The sequence below is a fragment of the Dactylosporangium sp. NPDC049140 genome (genome assembly GCF_040648435.1).
The window spans coordinates 485,979-503,134 of record NZ_JBEZDS010000002.1 but is presented as its reverse complement, the minus strand read 5'-3'; the positions used below and the strand labels follow the sequence as shown (position 1 = coordinate 503,134).

Annotated in this window: 17 protein-coding genes; 12 read left to right on the top strand and 5 right to left on the bottom strand. The window is 71.8% G+C overall.

What is annotated here, in order from left to right; translation table 11 throughout:
• The first annotated feature begins 167 nt into the window (after positions 1-167).
• The 3 genes from AB0B76_RS06015 to galK are packed head-to-tail and all read left to right on the top strand — an operon-like array spanning position 168 to position 3,174.
• Entirely contained in the window at positions 168-947 is a 780-nt protein-coding gene (locus AB0B76_RS06015) for a DeoR/GlpR family DNA-binding transcription regulator (RefSeq protein WP_360370246.1), read from the top strand.
• A gap of 20 nt (positions 948-967) precedes the next feature.
• Entirely contained in the window at positions 968-2,056 is a 1,089-nt protein-coding gene (galT, locus tag AB0B76_RS06010) for a galactose-1-phosphate uridylyltransferase (protein ID WP_360370015.1), read from the top strand.
• Positions 2,053-3,174 (top strand): galactokinase, encoded by a 1,122-nt coding sequence (gene galK / locus AB0B76_RS06005; protein ID WP_360370012.1) that lies wholly within the window; start codon positions 2,053-2,055, stop codon positions 3,172-3,174. Before galT ends, galK begins: the two co-directional genes overlap by 4 nt.
• Here galK and AB0B76_RS06000 read toward each other — a convergent pair.
• On the bottom strand, positions 3,171-5,285 hold the full coding sequence (locus tag AB0B76_RS06000) for an NPCBM/NEW2 domain-containing protein (RefSeq protein ID WP_360370009.1): 2,115 nt from the start codon (positions 5,283-5,285) through the stop codon (positions 3,171-3,173). The genes galK and AB0B76_RS06000 overlap by 4 nt on opposite strands.
• A gap of 255 nt (positions 5,286-5,540) precedes the next feature.
• On the opposite strand from AB0B76_RS06000, the gene AB0B76_RS05995 reads away from it, so the two are divergent.
• The 5 genes from AB0B76_RS05995 (at position 5,541) to AB0B76_RS05975 (ending at position 11,680) form a co-directional block, all read left to right on the top strand.
• On the top strand, positions 5,541-6,629 hold the full coding sequence (locus AB0B76_RS05995; protein ID WP_360370007.1) for an ABC transporter substrate-binding protein: 1,089 nt from the start codon (positions 5,541-5,543) through the stop codon (positions 6,627-6,629).
• Positions 6,630-6,696: 67 nt separating this feature from the next.
• On the top strand, positions 6,697-8,202 hold the full coding sequence (locus tag AB0B76_RS05990) for a sugar ABC transporter ATP-binding protein (RefSeq protein WP_360370004.1): 1,506 nt from the start codon (positions 6,697-6,699) through the stop codon (positions 8,200-8,202).
• Positions 8,199-9,161 (top strand): ABC transporter permease, encoded by a 963-nt coding sequence (locus AB0B76_RS05985; protein WP_360370001.1) that lies wholly within the window; start codon positions 8,199-8,201, stop codon positions 9,159-9,161. Before AB0B76_RS05990 ends, AB0B76_RS05985 begins: the two co-directional genes overlap by 4 nt.
• Positions 9,158-10,177, top strand: a complete 1,020-nt coding sequence (locus AB0B76_RS05980; RefSeq protein ID WP_360369998.1) for an ABC transporter permease — start codon at positions 9,158-9,160, stop codon at positions 10,175-10,177. Before AB0B76_RS05985 ends, AB0B76_RS05980 begins: the two co-directional genes overlap by 4 nt.
• A gap of 180 nt (positions 10,178-10,357) precedes the next feature.
• A complete protein-coding gene (locus AB0B76_RS05975) occupies positions 10,358-11,680 on the top strand; it encodes a nitric oxide synthase oxygenase (protein WP_360369995.1) in 1,323 nt (440 codons plus the stop codon).
• Between the two features lie 24 nt (positions 11,681-11,704).
• On the opposite strand, the gene rocD is transcribed toward AB0B76_RS05975, so the two are convergent.
• From rocD to AB0B76_RS05960, 3 genes are all read right to left on the bottom strand, one after another.
• On the bottom strand, positions 11,705-12,931 hold the full coding sequence (rocD, locus tag AB0B76_RS05970) for an ornithine--oxo-acid transaminase (RefSeq protein ID WP_360369991.1): 1,227 nt from the start codon (positions 12,929-12,931) through the stop codon (positions 11,705-11,707).
• Positions 12,928-13,719 (bottom strand): dimethylargininase, encoded by a 792-nt coding sequence (ddaH, locus tag AB0B76_RS05965; RefSeq protein ID WP_360369988.1) that lies wholly within the window; start codon positions 13,717-13,719, stop codon positions 12,928-12,930. Before ddaH ends, rocD begins: the two co-directional genes overlap by 4 nt.
• A gap of 102 nt (positions 13,720-13,821) precedes the next feature.
• Complete coding sequence (locus tag AB0B76_RS05960; protein WP_360369985.1) at positions 13,822-14,037, bottom strand: hypothetical protein; 216 nt, start codon at positions 14,035-14,037, stop codon at positions 13,822-13,824.
• A 77-nt stretch (positions 14,038-14,114) separates the two neighbouring features.
• Between AB0B76_RS05960 and AB0B76_RS05955 the strand changes: the two genes are divergently transcribed.
• From AB0B76_RS05955 to AB0B76_RS05940, 4 genes are read left to right on the top strand one after another with little or no spacing between them, the layout of a single operon-like run.
• Complete coding sequence (locus AB0B76_RS05955) at positions 14,115-14,504, top strand: hemerythrin domain-containing protein (protein WP_360369982.1); 390 nt, start codon at positions 14,115-14,117, stop codon at positions 14,502-14,504.
• A gap of 22 nt (positions 14,505-14,526) precedes the next feature.
• Positions 14,527-15,114, top strand: a complete 588-nt coding sequence (locus AB0B76_RS05950) for a nucleotidyltransferase family protein (RefSeq protein WP_360369980.1) — start codon at positions 14,527-14,529, stop codon at positions 15,112-15,114.
• Positions 15,115-15,126: 12 nt separating this feature from the next.
• A complete protein-coding gene (locus tag AB0B76_RS05945; protein ID WP_360369978.1) occupies positions 15,127-15,372 on the top strand; it encodes a hypothetical protein in 246 nt (81 codons plus the stop codon).
• Positions 15,369-16,127, top strand: a complete 759-nt coding sequence (locus AB0B76_RS05940; RefSeq protein ID WP_360369975.1) for a metallophosphoesterase — start codon at positions 15,369-15,371, stop codon at positions 16,125-16,127. Before AB0B76_RS05945 ends, AB0B76_RS05940 begins: the two co-directional genes overlap by 4 nt.
• A gap of 4 nt (positions 16,128-16,131) precedes the next feature.
• Here AB0B76_RS05940 and AB0B76_RS05935 read toward each other — a convergent pair whose 3' ends face one another.
• Positions 16,132-16,926, bottom strand: coding sequence for an RNA polymerase sigma factor SigF (locus AB0B76_RS05935; RefSeq protein ID WP_360369972.1), 795 nt, complete (start codon positions 16,924-16,926; stop codon positions 16,132-16,134).
• Positions 16,927-17,156 lie beyond the last annotated feature (230 nt).

Here is a 17,156-nt window from a genome sequence, read left to right as displayed (position 1 = left end):
CGTCTAGGTTCGAAGCTGTACGCCATGCGAGCGGCCGAGGACTTCGACCGGGCCAGCGGGGCGCGCCGACGTACGGGAGTCGTACCGTCTGCGTGGAAACCCGTTGTGGGTCCGGCCACCCGCGCAGCCGTACACATCCCCGCTGCGCCCGCGAAGGGAACAGCGTGATGCTCGCACAGCAACGACAGGCGGCCATCCTGGATCTGGTCCGCCGCCACGGTGGCGTGCGCGTGAGCCAGCTGGTCCGCCAGTTCGGCGTCTCCGACATGACCATCCGGCGCGACCTGGAGGCGCTGGCCGACCGCGGCCTGGTCGACAAGGTGCACGGCGGCGCCACGATCGCCGGCCCCGGCTCCACCGAGGAGCCCGGCTTCGACGCCAAGTCGGTGCGCCAGCGCAACGAGAAGGCCTCGATCGCCGAGCGGGCGGCCAAGCTCATCGAGCCGCACACCGCGGTCGCGCTGTCGGCGGGCACCACCACCGCCGCGCTCGCCGCGCACCTCGTCGACGTCCCGGGACTGACGATCGTCACCAACTCGATCCCGGTCGCCGACACCCTCTACCACGCCGGGCGCCCGGACCAGACGGTCGTGCTCACCGGCGGGATCCGCACCCCCTCGGACGCCCTCGCCGGCCCCGTCGCCGAGGCCGCGATCGGCTCGCTCAACGTCGACGTGCTGTTCCTCGGCGTGCACGGGATGAGCCCGCGGACCGGCTTCACCACCCCCAACCTGATGGAGGCCGGCACCAACCGCCTGCTCGTCGCGGCCGCGCGCCGGCTCGTGGTGCTGGCCGACCACACGAAGTGGGAGATGGTGGGCATCGCGACAATCACGCCGCTGGACGAGGCGGACATCCTCATCACCGACGTCGGGCTGGCCGCGGAGGCGCGGGTACAGCTCGCCGAGCGCGTCGGTGAGCTCATCGTCGTGGACCCGAACGGTTAGCCCAGGACCCTGGAGAACGAGTGAAGCGCACGGTCACCCACCTCGCCGACGGCCGGGAGCTCATCTACTTCGATGAGCGCGACGACGCGTCCCGGGACGCCGTCGACCTACGGGATCTGCCGCCCCCACCGCCGGCGTCCGAGATGCGGTACGACCCGATCCTCGACGAGTGGGTCGCCATCGCCGCGCACCGTCAGGCCCGCACGTTCCTGCCGCCGACCGACCAGTGCCCGCTGTGCCCGTCGACGCCCGAGCGGCACAGCGAGATCCCCGCGTCGGAGTACGACGTGGTGGTCTTCGAGAACCGCTTCCCGTCGTTCAGCCACCGCGTCGGGCCGGCTCAGGGCGACATCCTGCCCGGGCTCGTGCCGACCCGCCCGGCCGCCGGGCGCTGCGAGGTGGTCTGCTTCACCTCCGACCACAACGCCTCGTTCGCCTCGCTGACCCCCGACCGGGTGCGCACGGTGATGGAGGCGTGGGCCGACCGCACCGCCGACCTGTCCACCCGCGACGACGTCGAGCAGGTCTTCTGCTTCGAGAACCGCGGCGAGGAGATCGGGGTCACGCTCTTCCACCCGCACGGGCAGATCTACGCGTACCCCTTCGTCACCCCCCGCACCCGCCGCATGCTGCGCTCGGCCCGCGAGCACCGCGAGCGCAGTGTCGGGGCGAACAACCTCTTCGCCGACGTGCTGGCCGCCGAGCGCGCGGCCGGGACACGGATCGTGGCCGGCAACGAGCTGTGGACCGCGTTCGTGCCGGCGACGGCCCGCTGGCCCTTCGAGGTCCACCTGTACCCCAACCGCCAGGTCGCCGACATCCCGGCCCTGAGCACCGAGGAGCGCGACGCGTTCGGCCCGCTGTACCTGGAGGTACTGCGCCGCCTCGACGGGATGTTCGGCCTCGCCATGCCGTACATCGCGGCCTGGCACCAGGCCCCGGTGCGCGTCGCGCGCGACCTGGCCTACCTGCACCTGCAGCTGTTCAGCACGCGGCGGGCGCCGGGCAAGCTCAAGTACCTGGCCGGCTCCGAGTCGGCGATGGGCGTGTTCGTCAACGACGTGCGGCCCGAGCAGGCCGCCCAGATGCTGCGGGAGGTCGTCCTGTGAGGGACGCGCGGGAGCGGCTGCCGGAAGGCCCCTGGGACGCCGTGTGGGCGAGCCCGGGACGGGTGAACCTCATCGGCGAGCACACGGACTACAACGACGGCTTCGTACTGCCCTTCGCCCTGCCGCACAGCACCGTCGTGGGCGGCCGGAAGCTCGGCGAACAACGGTGGACGGTCACGTCGGAGCAGACCGGTGAGTCGGTGACGTTCGGGCCGGACGAGAAGGTCGGGGGCTGGGCGTCGTACGTCGCCGGGATCGTGTGGGCGCTGCGCGAGGCCGGCCACGATGTCCCGGGTGCGTCCCTGGCCATCGCGTCCGATGTCCCGTTCGGGGCCGGGCTGTCGTCGTCGGCGGCGCTGGAGTGCGCGGTGATGGCGGTGCTGCTGGACCTCGCCGGGCTCGACGTGCCCATGGCGGTGCGGCCGCGGCTGGCCCAGCGGGCCGAGAACGAGTACGTGGGGGCGCCGACCGGCATCATGGACCAGTCGGCCTCGACGCTGTGCCGCGCGGGCCACGCGCTGTTCCTGGACTGCCGGTCCCTCGCGACCGAGCAGGTGCCGTTCGACCTCGCCGCGCAGGGGCTCGCGATCCTGGTGGTGGACAGCAAGGCGCCGCACGCGCACGTGACGGGCGAGTACGCGGCCCGGCGGCGCAGCTGCGAGGAGGCCGCGAAGATCCTCGACGTGGCCGCGCTGCGCGACGTGGAGCCGGACGGCCTCGACGCCGCGCTGGCGCGCCTCGACGACGAGGTGATGCGCAAGCGGGTCCGGCACGTGGTGACCGAGGACCAGCGCGTGCTCGACACCGTGGCGGCGCTGCGCGCCGGGGACGCCCGCGCGATCGGGCCGCTGATGACCGCCTCGCACGAGTCCATGCGCGACGACTACGAGATCACCGTGCCCGAGGTCGACACCGTGGTGACGGCGGCGCTCGCCGCGGGCGCGTACGGGGCCCGGATGACCGGGGGCGGGTTCGGCGGGTGCGTGCTCGCGCTCGTCGACACGGACCGGTGCGCGGCGGTGGAGGCGGCGGTGCGGGAGGCGTTCACCGAAGCCGGCTTCACGCCCCCCGACGCCTTCGTGGTCACCCCGGCGGAGGGGACCCACCGAATCCGTTAGCAGACCAGCCGGGCGTCCGCCCAGTCGGCGTGGTCGTAGTCGATGCTGCCCGCGCCCCCGACGACGAGGCGCAGGGCGGCCCGGCCGGACACGTCGACGTCGATCGCCGCGGGAGCGGCGGCGGTGACCGTCGGGCTGGTGTACAGCGTCGTGCCGTCGCCCAGCACCGAGAACGTCACGCCCGTCGAGCTCGTGCCCACCTCGGCGTCCAGGCCGGCCACGGCCGTGAACCGGGTGCAGCCCGACGACGGGACGGTGATGTCGGCCGCCGCGTGGGCGCCGACGCCCTTCGGGTAGGAGACGCCGCCGACGGTCAGGACGCTGCCGTCCGCGGCCGCCTGCTCGCCGTTGGACACGTCACGCTCGGCCGGGCCCCAGCCGTTGGTCGCGGTGCCCCAGGAGCGGTCGCTGACGAACGAACCGGCGCCGGAGGTACCGCAGGCCAGGGTCGGGCTCCCCCAGTCCGCGTGGTCGCTCGTGATGCCGTTCGTGCGCGCGTCCGTCACCCGCAGCTCCAGGCTCAGGTAGCCGCCGGTGGAGACGGTCAGGCGGGTGGGCGCCTGGCCGCCGGTCTTCACGCCGGAGTACCCCAGCAGCCGGCCGTCGCCGTAGACCGCGAAGCGCACGGAGCCCGCGGTGCCCGACTCGGCGTCGACGCCAACCTGGGCGGTGAAGGTGCGGCAGGCCCGGCCCAGGTACACGTGGATGGCCGCGTCCGCGTGGACGCCGACGCCCTTGGCGAACGTCGTCCCGCCGACGGTCAGCGTCTTGCCGTCGCCGGCCGCCTGCTCGCCGTTGGAGCGGTCGCGCTCGGCCGGGCCCCAGCCGTTGCTCGACGCGGCCCAGGTCATGTCGCTCACCTGGTACGTCCCGGCCGCCGGGGCCCCGGCCAGGGTGCCGGCCCGGGTGACCCGGAACATCGCGACGCCGTGCGAGGGCACCGACGCGCTCAGTGCCCCGGTGGTGGTGCCGGTCGCGCCGGTCCAGAGGTTCTTCGTGGCGTACGAGCTGGAGCCGGTGAGCCCGAGCGCGGCCGCGGTGGTGGCGACGGTCGCGGCGGCGGCGCCGCGGTTGAACAGCACCACGGCGACCGAGCCGTCGCTCATCGGCTTGGCCCAGACCTCCTGCTCGCCCGCGTCCGCGATCCGCCGGCCCTGGGACCCGGCCCAGTCCCGGTTCACCGCGATGACGTCGGCGTTGCGCAGGATGCCCAGCGTCGTCGCGCTCACCGAGCGCAGGTCGTTGCCGAGCAGCAGCGGCGCGGACAGCAGCGACCAGAGCGAGAAGTGGGCGACGTTCTCGTCCTGGGTCAGCGAGCCGTTGCCGACCTCGAGCATGTCGGGGTCGTTGAAGTACCCCTTGCGCGCGAACGGCTCCAGCCCGGCCTGCTGGTCCAGGAGCGAGGTGATGCTGCCCCAGCTGGCGTTGATGTCGCCCGTGGTGCGCCAGGAGCTGCCCCCGACGTTCGGGCCGAAGACCCAGGGCTGGTCGTCGCCCCAGTTGCACAGGCTGTAGACGATCGCCCGCCCGGTCGCCTTGAGCGCGTCGCCCATGGCCTTGTAGCGGTCGAGGGCGGGCCGGCCCTGGTTGTTGCAGTTGTCGTACTTGAGCAGGTCCACGCCCCAGGAGGCCCACGTCTGGGCGTCGGTGACCTCGTGGTCGAGGCTCGCCGGCAGGCCCTGGCAGGTGGCGGTGCCGGCCGAGGAGTAGATGCCGAGCTTGAGGCCGCGGGCGTGCACGTAGGTCGCGATGGCCGCGATGCCGCCCGGGAAGCGCACCGGGTCGGGCTGCAGGCGGCCCTGGGCGTCCCGGGTGCCCGCCATCCAGCAGTCGTCGATGTCGACGTAGGTGTAGCCGGAGTCGCGCAGGCCGGTGCTGACCATGGCGTCGGCGGTCGCCTTGATCAGGTTCTCGTCGATGTTGCAGCCGAACCGGTTCCAGCTGTTCCAGCCCATGACGGGGGCGGTGAGCGGACCTGGTTGGGGTGTTGCGGTCGCGGTGGCGGGCGACGCGCCGGTAACAACGAGCGGGATGGATGCGGTAAGGGCCAGTCCGAGGGTCGTGGCGGCGGCGGTCAGGGCGCGGTGCAGCACCCCGAGAGGTCGGATCATCGCAGCTCCCAGGCGGTACGCGATCGAACATGTTGGATGTTGTTGTACGCCGCTCAACACCGTCGCACAAGGTCCGTCATCGATGTCGGTCCGGCATCGCCCCGGTCTCGGTCATGTGACAGTTGGTGTTTGGTTTTGGTCGGGTGGGTGGAAAGTCTTGACAGAAAAAGTTGGAGGATGAGTGAATGCGATACACCTCGATGAGGTTCCGCACAGACACCCCCGTCGACCCCTCGCTCAAGGGAGTGACACATCATGATCGATATGCGTGGCCGCTGGCGGCCCGCCCTGGCCGTGCTCAGCGCCGCGGCCCTGCTGATGTCCGGCTGCGCGAAGTCCGAGGACGACAACGCCGGGTCCGGCACCTCGGCGAACGCGTCCGCCGCCGCGCAGGCCACCAAGTCGGCCGACACCGCGGGCGCGACCTGCACGCTGCAGCAGTTCGGCGGGACCAAGATCGACCTCAAGACCGCTCAGGTCGGCTTCTCCCAGTCGGAGAAGGAGGCGAACCCGTTCCGCATCGCCGAGACCCAGTCCATCAAGGACGAGGCGAAGAAGCTGGGCATCCCCGAGGCCAACCTCAAGACGACGAACGCCGACTCGAACTTCAACAAGCAGATCACCGACGTGAGCACCCTGATCGACCAGGGCGTGCAGCTGCTGATCGTGGCTCCGCTCAACTCGGACGGCTGGGACTCGGTGTTCGCCAAGGCCGCGGCGAAGAAGGTCCCGATCGTCACGATCGACCGGAAGATCAACGCGAAGAGCTGCACCAACTACCTGACCTTCATCGGGTCGGACTTCGCGGAGCAGGGCAAGCGGGCCGCCGACAAGATGGCCAAGGCTCTGAACAACACCGGCACGGTCGCGATCCTGCTCGGCGCCCCCGGCAACAACGTCACCACGCTGCGCACCAGCGGTTTCAAGGACGAGATCGCCAAGGTCGCCCCGGGCATCAAGGTCGTCTTCGAGCAGACCGGCAACTTCTCCCGTGAGGACGGCCAGAAGACGGCCGAGCAGCTGCTGCAGGCCAACCCCGGCGTCAACGGCATCTACGCCGAGAACGACGAGATGGCCCTCGGCGCGGTGACCGCCCTCAAGGGCGCCAGCAAGAAGCCCGGCGACGTCAAGATCGTGACGATCGACGGCACCAAGGGCGCGGTGCAGGGCATCGTCGACGGCTGGATCTACTCGGTCATCGAGTCCAACCCGCGCTTCGGCCCGCTGGCCTTCTCTACCGCCACCAAGTTCTTCAACGGCGAGGCGATCCCGGAGAACATCATCATCTCCGACCGCGAGTACGACTCGACCAACGCGTCCTCCGACATCGGTCAGTCCTACTAGACCCTCGAACCCCGGTCCGCGAACGGTGTCGTTCGCGGGCCGGGGTCGACGCGTGGAAAGAGGCAACATGTCTTTGTTGGAAGTCGTCGGGGTCAGCAAGCAGTTCCCGGGCGTGCGCGCGCTCGACGACGTCTCGTTCACGCTGCGCGCGGGCGAGGTGCACGCGCTCGTCGGGGAGAACGGCGCCGGCAAGTCGACCCTGATCAAGGTCCTCACCGGCGTGTACAGCCCGGACGGCGGCGAGGTCCGCTACCAGGGCGAGCCGATCTCCTTCGGCGGCCCGCTCGATGCTCAGGCCGCCGGGATCTCCACCATCTACCAGGAGGTCAACCTCGTCCCGCTGATGAGCGTGGCGCGCAACCTCTTCCTCACCCGGGAGCCGCGCAACCGCTTCGGCCTGGTCGACGTGGCCCGGATGAACCGCGAGGCGGCCGAGATCCTCTCCGGCTTCGGCATCACCTCCGACGTGCGCCGCCCTCTCGGGCGCCTGCCGCTGGGCGCGCAGCAGATGGTGGCGCTGGCGCGGGCGGTCATGGTCGACGCCAAGGTCGTCGTGATGGACGAGCCGACCTCCTCGCTCGAGCCCCGCGAGGTGGAGACGCTCTTCGGCGTCATCCACCAGCTGCACGAGCGCGGCGTCGGCATCATCTACGTGAGCCACCGCCTCGACGAGCTGTACCGCATCTGCGACAGCGTCACGATCCTGCGCGACGGCCGGCTGGTCCACGCGGGCAAGCTGGCCGGCCTCGAACGCGTCGAGCTCGTCTCGCACATGCTCGGCCGCCCGGTCTCGGCCGGGCGCGCGTTCACCAGCTTCGCCGGCGAGCACGACGCCGCCGGCGGCCCCCCGGTGCTCAAGGCCACCGACCTCATCAGCCGCCACCGGCTCGCCGGGGTCAGCTTCGAGGTCCGGCCCGGCGAGGTGGTCGGGCTCGGGGGCCTGCTCGGCGCCGGGCGCAGCGAGACCATCAAGGCCGTGGCCGGCGCCCTGCCGCTGGACAGCGGGGCCGTCGAGGTCGACGGCAGGCCGCTGCGCCGCCCGACCCCGGTCAGTGCCCTGAAGGCCGGCATCGCCGTGCAGCCCGAGGACCGCAAGGCCGAGGGCATCGCGCTGGGGCTGTCGGTGCGGGAGAACATCGCGCTCGCGGTACTGCCCCGGCTGTCCACCGCGGGCGTGGTCTCCGAGCGGAAGATCGACGAGATCGTGGACACCTTCATGCGGCGGCTGCGGATCAAGGCCTCCAGCCCGCACCAGCGGGTCGGCGACCTCTCCGGCGGCAACCAGCAGAAGGTGCTGCTGGCCCGGCTGCTGGCCACCGGGCCCAAGGTGCTGCTGCTGGACGAGCCGACCCGCGGCATCGACGTGGGCGCGAAGGCCGAGGTGCAGGCGCTCATCGACGAGCTCGCCGCCGAGGGCCTCGGCGTGGTGCTGGTGTCCTCGGACGCCGAGGAGCTCATCGAGGGCTCCGACCGGGTGGTGGTGCTGCGGGACGGCGCCGTGGTGGGAATGCTGCGCGGCGACGAAGTGACGACGGAGCAACTGATGAACGTGATCGCGGTGGCCGCGTCATGAGCGACACGACCGCAGTGAGCAAGATCGACCTTTCCCGCTGGCGGCAGCTGCTGCCGGTGTACGGCGTGTACGTGGCCCTGCTCGTGCTGGTGCTGTTCAACGTCGTGTACACCGACAACTTCCTCGAGTGGTCGAACCTGCGCATCCAGCTCGTCCAGGTCACCCCGGTGGTGATCGTGGCGCTGGGCATGGCGCTGGTCATCGGCACCGAGGGCATCGACCTGTCGGTCGGGTCCGTGATGGCCCTCGGGGCGGCGATCATCCCGCTGTACCTCGGCTACGGCCCGGTCGCCGCGATCGTCCTCGCGCTCGTCGGCGGGCTGGTCATCGGCCTGGTCAACGGCGGCCTGGTCGCCTTCGTCGGCCTCCAGCCGATCGTGGCGACGCTGGCGATGCTGGTGGCCGGCCGGGGCATCGCGCTGGTGCTGTCCAGCGGGCGCTACAAGGACATCCACGACAAGAACTTCATCGAGATCGGCACGGGGCAGTTCTTCTACGTGCCGTACACCGTCTGGATCGCCGCCGTGCTGGCCATCGTCGTCGGCTTCGTGGTGCGCCGGACGGTCTTCGGCCGGCGGCTGCTGGCCGTCGGCGACAACCGCCCGGCCGCGGTGCTCGCCGGCGTGCCGGTGCGGCGGGTGCTGGTGACGGTGTACGTCATCAGCGCGGTCCTCGCCTCGGTGGCCGGCGTCATCCAGGTCTCCCGGATCGGCTCGGCCGACGCGTCGCGGATCGGCCTGCTGATCGAGCTCTCGGCGATCACCGCCGTGGTCGTCGGCGGCACCCCGCTGACCGGCGGCAAGGTGCGCGTGCTCGGCACCGTGGCCGGCGCGCTGCTCATGCAGCTGCTGACCGCGACGATGATCGCCAACAACCTGCGCGACTCGACCGCGCAGATGGTGCAGGCGGTCATCATCCTGGTGGCGGTATACGCGGCCCGCGAGCGGAGGACCCGATGAGCAGCCAGACCGTTGTGACGCCCCCGGCCAAGGCGGCCCGGGCCGAGGCGGCCTCGATGCGCACCGAGCGGATCGTCGAGCTCGTCCAGCGCCAGGGCGCGCTCGCCGTGCTCGTCCTCGTGATCGTCGTCGGCGTCGTCACCTGGGACAGCTTCCGCACCTTCGACAACCTCGGCACGGTGCTCATCTCGACCGCGCCGCCGGCGCTGATCGCGCTGGGCATGACCTTCGTGATCATCAGCGGCGGCATCGACCTGTCCGTCGGGTCGCTGTACGTGCTGGGCGGCGTGCTGGCCGCCTGGGCCTCGCAGTACGGCACCTGGGCCGCCTTCGCGCTGCCGCTGGCCGCGTGCGGGCTGTTCGGGCTCGCGCAGGGGCTGATCATCGCCTACGCGCGGCTGGCGCCCTTCATCGTGACGCTCGCCGGGCTGCTCGGGGCGCGCGGGCTGATGCTCGCCCTGTCCGACGAGGGGGCCGACACCTACCTGGTGAAGACCGACTCCTTCAAGCACTTCGGGACGGGCGAGCTCGGCGGCATCGGCTACCCGGTCTACCTCGTCGTGGTGCTCTTCGCGGCCGGGATGCTGCTGCTGTACCGCAGCCGCTTCGGCCAGTCCGTCTACGCCATCGGCGGCAGCGAGGACGCGGCCCGCCTGATGGGCGTGCGGATCCGCAGCACGCAGGTGCGGGTGTACGTGCTCTCCGGCGTGCTGGCCGGGCTCGCCGGCGCGATGAACGCGGCCCGCCTCGGCTCCGGCGTCACGGTGCTCGGCACCGGCATGGAGCTCGACGCGATCGCCGCGGTGGTCATCGGCGGCACGCTGCTGACCGGCGGCGCGGGCACCCTCGGCGGCACCATCGCCGGCGTGCTGCTGCTGCAGGTGATCCAGAACCTCATCAACCAGATCGGCACGGTCACGTCGGCCTGGCAGACGGTCATCAGCGGGGCGTTCATCGCGCTGGTGGTCGTGGCCCAGACCTACCTGGCCCGCCTGCGCCGGGTGGCCTCCGGATAGTGGAAACGCCAGGAGCGTCGCCGGTACTTCCGGCGGCGCTCCCGGTCGTTCCTGCAACTTGCAATAGCTGACGCTACGACGCCGGCCACACCCGTTGTGCGACTTCGTTCGCCCGGGCGCTTACACGATGTGCTCCTTGCCACGTTGGAGGTAGCGCGTGAGCGAAGCGGAGGTGGCGGCGTGAGCGTCTGGGACGATCACTTCCTGGTCGACCCGGCGGAGGTCGAGGACTTCCTCGCCCTCTTCCACCACGAGCAGCCCGGCGGCAACGAGCGGGAGCGCCTGGCCCGGGTCCGCGACGAGATCGCCGAGACCGGCACCTACGCGCACACGTACGCCGAGCTCGTCTTCGGCGCACGCGTCGCCTGGCGCAACGCGTGCCGGTGCATCGGCCGGCTCTACTGGCGCAGCCTCGTGGTGCGGGACCTGCGCAAGGTCACCGCCCCCGGCGAGATCGCCGACGAGCTCGTCCGGCACCTGCGCCTGGCCGGGCAGCGCGAACGGCACGTGATCCGCCCGGTCATCTCGGTCTTCGCGCCGCACCGGCCCGCCACGCCCGCCGTGAAGCTGTGGAACGAGCAGCTCATCCGCTACGCCGGGCACCGCCACGCGGACGGCACCGTGGTCGGCGACCCGCGCTACGTCCAGTTCACCGAGACGCTGCACCAGTACGGCTGGCTCGGCAAGCCCGACAACCCGTTCGACGTGCTGCCGCTGGCGCTCGAGGCCCCCGACGGCTCGGTGAGCCTGCACGAGCTGCCCGAGGACGCGGTGTGGGAGGTGCCGATCGAGCACCCGGAGCTGCGCTGGTTCGCCGAGCTGGGGCTGCGCTGGCACGCCATCCCGGCCATCGCGAACATGCGCATGCACATCGGCGGCGTCGACTACCCGCTCGCACCGTTCAACGGCTGGTACCTCGGCACCGAGATCGGCGCCCGGAACCTGGCCGACCACGACCGGTACAACCTGCTGCCGGTCGTCGCCGAGCGGCTCGGCCTCGACACCTCGACCGAGCGCTCGCTGTGGAAGGACCGGGCGCTCGTCGAGCTCAACCGCGCGGTGCTGTGGTCCTTCGACCAGGCGGGCGCGCGCATCAGCGACCACCACACCGAGTCGGAGCGCTTCCTGGCCCACATCGCGAGCGAGGAGCGCTGCGGCCGCCCGACCCCGGCCGACTGGTCGTGGGTCGTGCCGCCGATGAGCCCCGCGACGCTCGGCGTCTTCCACCGGTACTACCCGGAGACCGACGACCAGCGCCCCGGGTTCTCCCTCGACCCGGACGCCCGCGAGCTCGGCCGCCGCGGGCGCTCCCCGGTCCCGGCGGCCGCGCGCTGCCCGGTGGCCCACGGTGACCGCCCGCCCATGACGCCCGCGGACCGCCACCCGGGCCCGATGCCGGCGCTCATCCCGCCGGTCCGTCCCGTGTCGCCGGACGTCGTCGTGCTGGAGGCGCCGGTCCCGGCCCAGCGTCAGGGCTTCTTCAGCCGATTACTCGGCCGCTGATGACCCGCCGCCGGGGCGTCCGCCTCAGTCGGCCACCTCGCCGCGGAGGACCGCCGCCAGGGCGTCCACGGCGAAGTCGATGTCCTCCTCCGTCACCACGAGCGGCGGGGCGAGGCGCAGGGTCGAGCCGTGGGTGTCCTTGGCCAGCACGCCGCGGGCCATGAGGTGGACGCTCGCCTCGCGGCCCGTCATGAGCGCCGGGTCGATGTCGATGCCGGCCCACAGGCCCCGGCCGCGCACCGCGGTCAGGCCGTGGCCGACCAGCGCGTTGAGGCGCCGGTGCAGGTGGGCGCCGACCTCGCGGGCGCGGGCCTGGGGCTCGCCGGTCTCCAGCAGGGCGATGACCGCGCGGGCCACCGCGCACGCCAGCGGGTTGCCGCCGAAGGTGGAGCCGTGCTCGCCCGGGCGCAGCACGCCGAGGATGTCGGTGTTCGCGGCCACGGCCGAGACGGGGACGATGCCGCCGCCGAGGGCCTTGCCCAGGATGTACATGTCCGGGACGACCGACTCGTCGTCGCACGCGAAGGTGGCGCCGGTGCGGCCGAGGCCGGACTGGATCTCGTCGGCGACGAAGAGCACGCCGCGCTCGGTGCACAGGCGGCGCACGCCCGGCAGGTAGCCGTTCGGCGGCACCAGGACGCCCGCCTCGCCCTGGATGGGCTCCAGGAGTACCGCCACCGTCGTTTCGTCGATCGCGGCGGCGAGCGCGTCGAGGTCGCCGTAGGGCACGACGACGAAGCCGGGCGTGTAGGGACCGTAGTCGGCCCGGGCCTCCGGGTCGGTGGAGAAGCTCACGATCGTCGTGGTGCGGCCGTGGAAGTTGCCGTCGGCCACGATGATGGTGGCCTTGCCGGCGGGGACGCCCTTGACCTGGTACCCCCACTTGCGCGACACCTTGATCGCGGTCTCCACGGCCTCGGCGCCGCTGTTCATCGGCAGCACCAGGTCCTTGCCGGTCAGGCGGGCCAGGTCGCGGCAGAACGGGCCGAACTGGTCGTGCAGGAAGGCCCGGCTGGTCAGGGTGACCCGGTCGAGCTGCTCGTGGGCGGCGGCGACGAGGCCGGGGTGGCGGTGGCCGAAGTTCAGCGCGGAGTACCCGGCGAGGCAGTCCAGGTAGCGGCGCCCGTCGACGTCGGTGACCCACGCGCCCTCGGCCTCGGCGATGACGACCGGCAGCGGGTGGTAGTTGTGCGCCGTGTGGCGCTCCGCCTCTTCGACCGCCGGGGCTGTGTGGTTTGCGATGGTCGTCATGACCGGACCTCCAGGGTGCAGCACTTCGGGCCGCCGCCGGCCTTGTGCAGCTCGGACACGTCGACGGGGACCGGCTCGAACCCCTTCGACGCTAGCTCCCCGGCCAGGCGGGTGGCGGCGGATGGCAGGACGACCCGGTGGCCGTCGCTCACCGCGTTGAGGCCCAGCACGGCGGCGTCATCGGCGGTGGCGAGCACGGCGTCGGGGTACAGCCGGCGCAGGACCGCCTGGCTGCCGGCCGAGAACGCGCCCGGGTAGTACGCGACGTTGTCCCGCGACAGCACGGTCAGCGCGGTGTCGAGGTGGTAGTAGCGCGGGTCGACGAGCTGCAGGGTGAGCACCGGCCGGCCGAAGAGCTCCTGCGCCTCGGCGTGCGCGGCGTGCTCGGTGCGCAGCCCGGTGCCGGCCAGGATCCAGTTGCCGGCCAGCAGCAGGTCGCCTTCGCCCTCGTTGACGCTCTTGGCCGCGTGCACGTCGAAGCCGTTGCGGGCGAACCACTCCAGGTAGGCCGGGCCCTCGTCGGCGCGCTCGGGGTGGCGGAACTGCGCGCCGTACACCCGGCCGTCCACGACCGTCGCGCCGTTGGCGGCGAAGACCATGTCGGGCAGGCCGGGGATCGGGTCGATGAGCTCGACGGTGTGGCCGAGCGCCAGGTACAGCTCGTAGAGGGTCGTCCACTGCGCCACGGCCCGAGCGGCGTCGACCGGCCGGCTCGGGTCCATCCACGGGTTGATCGCGTAGTCCACCGCGAAGTACGTCGGGCGGCACATGAGGTAACGACGGCTCATGGTTCACAACCTACGACCCCCTTGGGCGGCGAACCATTGCGATCCAGTGCTTGATGGCGCAGTTTTGTTGTGCAGTACCGCCGGAAAACAGCGGAACGTTGTTCAGTTGATCTCGCGCCAGTTGCCCGGCTGCGCGAGCAGGCCGGACACGCAGTTCATCGCGCTCTCCTCGTCGGTGAACTCGTAGCGCCGGCAGCGCCCGTCGGCCCCGCCCTCCCGCGACTCGACCCACCAGATGCCGGCGTCCTCGAACAGATAGACGTCGCGGCGGGCCAGCCGCCCCCAGGTGCCGTTCCACCAGTGCTTTCTTCGCTCCATGGTCGACTATTCGAACACATGTACCAACATCACGGTAGAGTGGGTTAGCGGATGTCCGCTCTGGGTACGCCTGCTCCATGTCGGCGGATCTCCTCGAGCTCCTCACGGCCGGGCACCGCCGGCTGGAGTCGCTGTTCGCCGACGCGGAGACGGCCTCCACCCCGCAGCGGCGCCGCGACGCGCTCGCCGACGCCGCGGACGCCCTCGCCCGCCACGCCGACGCCGAGTCGCGCTTCCTGCACCCGGCCCTGCGCGAGCACCTGCCGGCCGGACCGGACATCGCCTCCTACGAGGAGGCCGAGCACGCCTCGTTCGCCCCGCTCACCGCCGAGCGCTTCGACGCCGTTCGCCAGCACATGCAGGAGGAGGAGACCGAGCTCTTCCCGCGGCTGGCCCAGGCCTGCCCGGCCGGTGAGCTGCGGCGCCTGGGTGAGGAACTGGCGAATTCGGTGCGTGTGACGGAATGAAGGCGGGGGTAAGCCGTCAGGCATGGCAGTTTCCGAGGACAGGCAGCCACTGATCGCCACGCTCAAGAAGGCCGCGTTCCACCTCAAGGACGCGGGCATCCCCTTCTGCCTGGCGGGCAGCTTCGCGGTGTACGCGCGCGGCGGTGAGTCCGTCGACCACGACATCGACTTCCTGATCAAGCAGGAGGACTCGGAGCGGGTGCTGGCCGCGCTGGCCGAGGTCGGCTTCCGCGGCGAAGTGCCGCCCGAGGGCTGGCTGGTGAAGGGCTGGGACGACGAGAACCTGATCGACTTCATCTTCTGCCCCGTGCAGCGGCCGGTGACCGACGCGACGCTGGAGGACACCGACATCATCGCGGTCAACGCCTGCCACATGCCCGTCCTCTCGGCGACCGAGCTGATGATCCACAAGGTGCTCACGTGGTCGGCGCACTACTGCGACTTCGCGCGCGGGCTGCCCGTGGCGCGGTCGCTGCGGGAGCAGATCGACTGGCCCCGGGTCTACCGCGAAACGGCCCACTCGCCGTATGCCCATGCTTTCCTGTTCTTGATCGACCGACTCGGCGTGATGTCGATGGCCGAGGCCAGCGCATTGGCCGCGGCGGTGTGAGGGGAGACCACGATGTCCACGGAGCAGTACGTCGAGGGTGAGCTGCAGCATCTGCTCGCCGAGGACGACCGGATCACGGAGCAGGGCATCCGCTTCGTCCGCACCGGCGCCGGGATCGCGCTCGTCGGCGAGGTGGAGAGCGCGGAGCGCCGCGACACGATCTGCCGGGTGGTCTCCGAGGCGTTCCCGGACCTGCCGGTGCAGTGCAACATCGGCCTGACCCGCGTGCACGAGCCGGAAGAGGTGGAGGAGCTGTGACGGGCACCGACGAGGGGTGTGTGCGGATCGCGGCGGTCGGGGACGTCCACCTCGACGCCGACGTGGTCGGCCGCTACCGCCCGGCGCTGGAGCACCTCGGCGGCAAGGCCGACCTGCTGCTGCTGGCCGGCGACCTCACGCGGCACGGCACCCCGGAGGAGGCGGCGTGCGTGGCCCGCGAGTTCGGCGGGCTGGCCGTGCCCGTCGTCGCGATCCTCGGCAACCACGACTACCACTCCGACCGGCCGGAGGAGGTCACGGCGATACTGCGCGACGCCGGCCTGACCGTCCTGGAGTGCACCGGCGCCGTGCTGGAGTGCAACGGCATCCGCGTCGGCGTGGCCGGCACCAAGGGCTTCGGCGGCGGGTTCGCGGGCGCGTGCGCCAGCGAGTTCGGCGAGCCGGAGATGAAGGCCTTCACCCGCCACGGCCGCGAGCTCGCGGCGCGCTTCGGCGAGGCGCTGGCGGCGCTTTCGTGCGACGTGCGGATCTCGCTGACCCACTACTCCCCCGTGCCCGAGACGCTGCTGGGCGAGCCGGTGGAGATCTACCCGTTCCTCGGCTCCTACCACCTGGCCCAGGCCATCGACGGCGCGCCGGGCGTGGGCCTCGCCGTGCACGGGCACGCGCACGCCGGGTCGGAGCGCGGGACGACCCCCGGCGGCGTGCCGGTGCGCAACGTGGCCCACCCGGTGATCCGGCAGGCCTACAACGTGTACCAGCTGACGGTCTCCTCGGTCCTCACCCCGGCCTGAGCACTCACAGCGGGCCGTTCAGCTCGCCCCGCAGGAACGTCAGGGCGTGACTCAGCAGCCGGGACACGTGCATCTGCGAGATCCCCAGCCGCTGGGCGATCTGCGTCTGCGTCAGGTTGCCGAAGAACCGCATCGCGATGATCCGCTGCTCCCGCTCGGGCAGCCGCTCGATGAGGGGCCGCAGCGACTCGCGGTCGTCCACCGCTTCCAGGGCCCGATCCAGGCCGCCCAGGAGGTCGGCGAGCTCGGCCCCGGTGTCGTCGCCGCCGGCGGGCGCGTTGATCGACAGGGCGCGGTACGCGTGCCCCGACTCGAGGCCCTCGATGACCTCCTCCTCGCTGACCCCGAGGCGGGCGGCGAGGTCGGCGACGGTCGGCGAGCGGCCGAGCTCCTGGGCCAGGCCGCCGGAGATCTTGCCGAGCTCCAGGCACAGCTCCTGCAGGCGCCGCGGCACCCGCACGTCCCAGCCCTTGTCGCGGAAGTGCCGCTTGAGCTCGCCCGCGATCATCGGGATGGCGTAGCTGGGGAAGGCGGCGCCGCGGGTCGGGTCGTAGCCGTCCACGGACTTGATCAGGCCGACGCCGGCGACCTGGACGAGGTCGTCGAGGGGCACGCCGCGGTTGCGGAAGCGGCGGGCGAGGTACTCGGCCAGCGGGAGGTACAGCTCGATGAGGCGGGCCCGGACGCGGGGGCGGTCAGGGCTGTCGGGCGGAAGGTCGGCCAGGAGCGTGAGCAGGGCCTGGGCGGCCGATTCGACGTCTTTGCCGGGTGCACGGGGTCCGCGGGAGGTGATGGTCATGAGGGGTCTCCCTGCCTGCCGGCCGGGAGGGCCACGACGCACGGCAACGCACGGCGGTCTCACGGCGGTCTCACGGCGAAGTTCGGCCGGTCGGCGCCCTGGTCTCGAGCGCCCGGCACGTCCCGCGGCGACTGGATCGCGGCTGATTTGACGACCCGCCGAGGCCATCCGACGAAGGACTCGGTCCAACGAAGGATGCGGATGTGGTTCGACAAACGTACCGCGCCGCC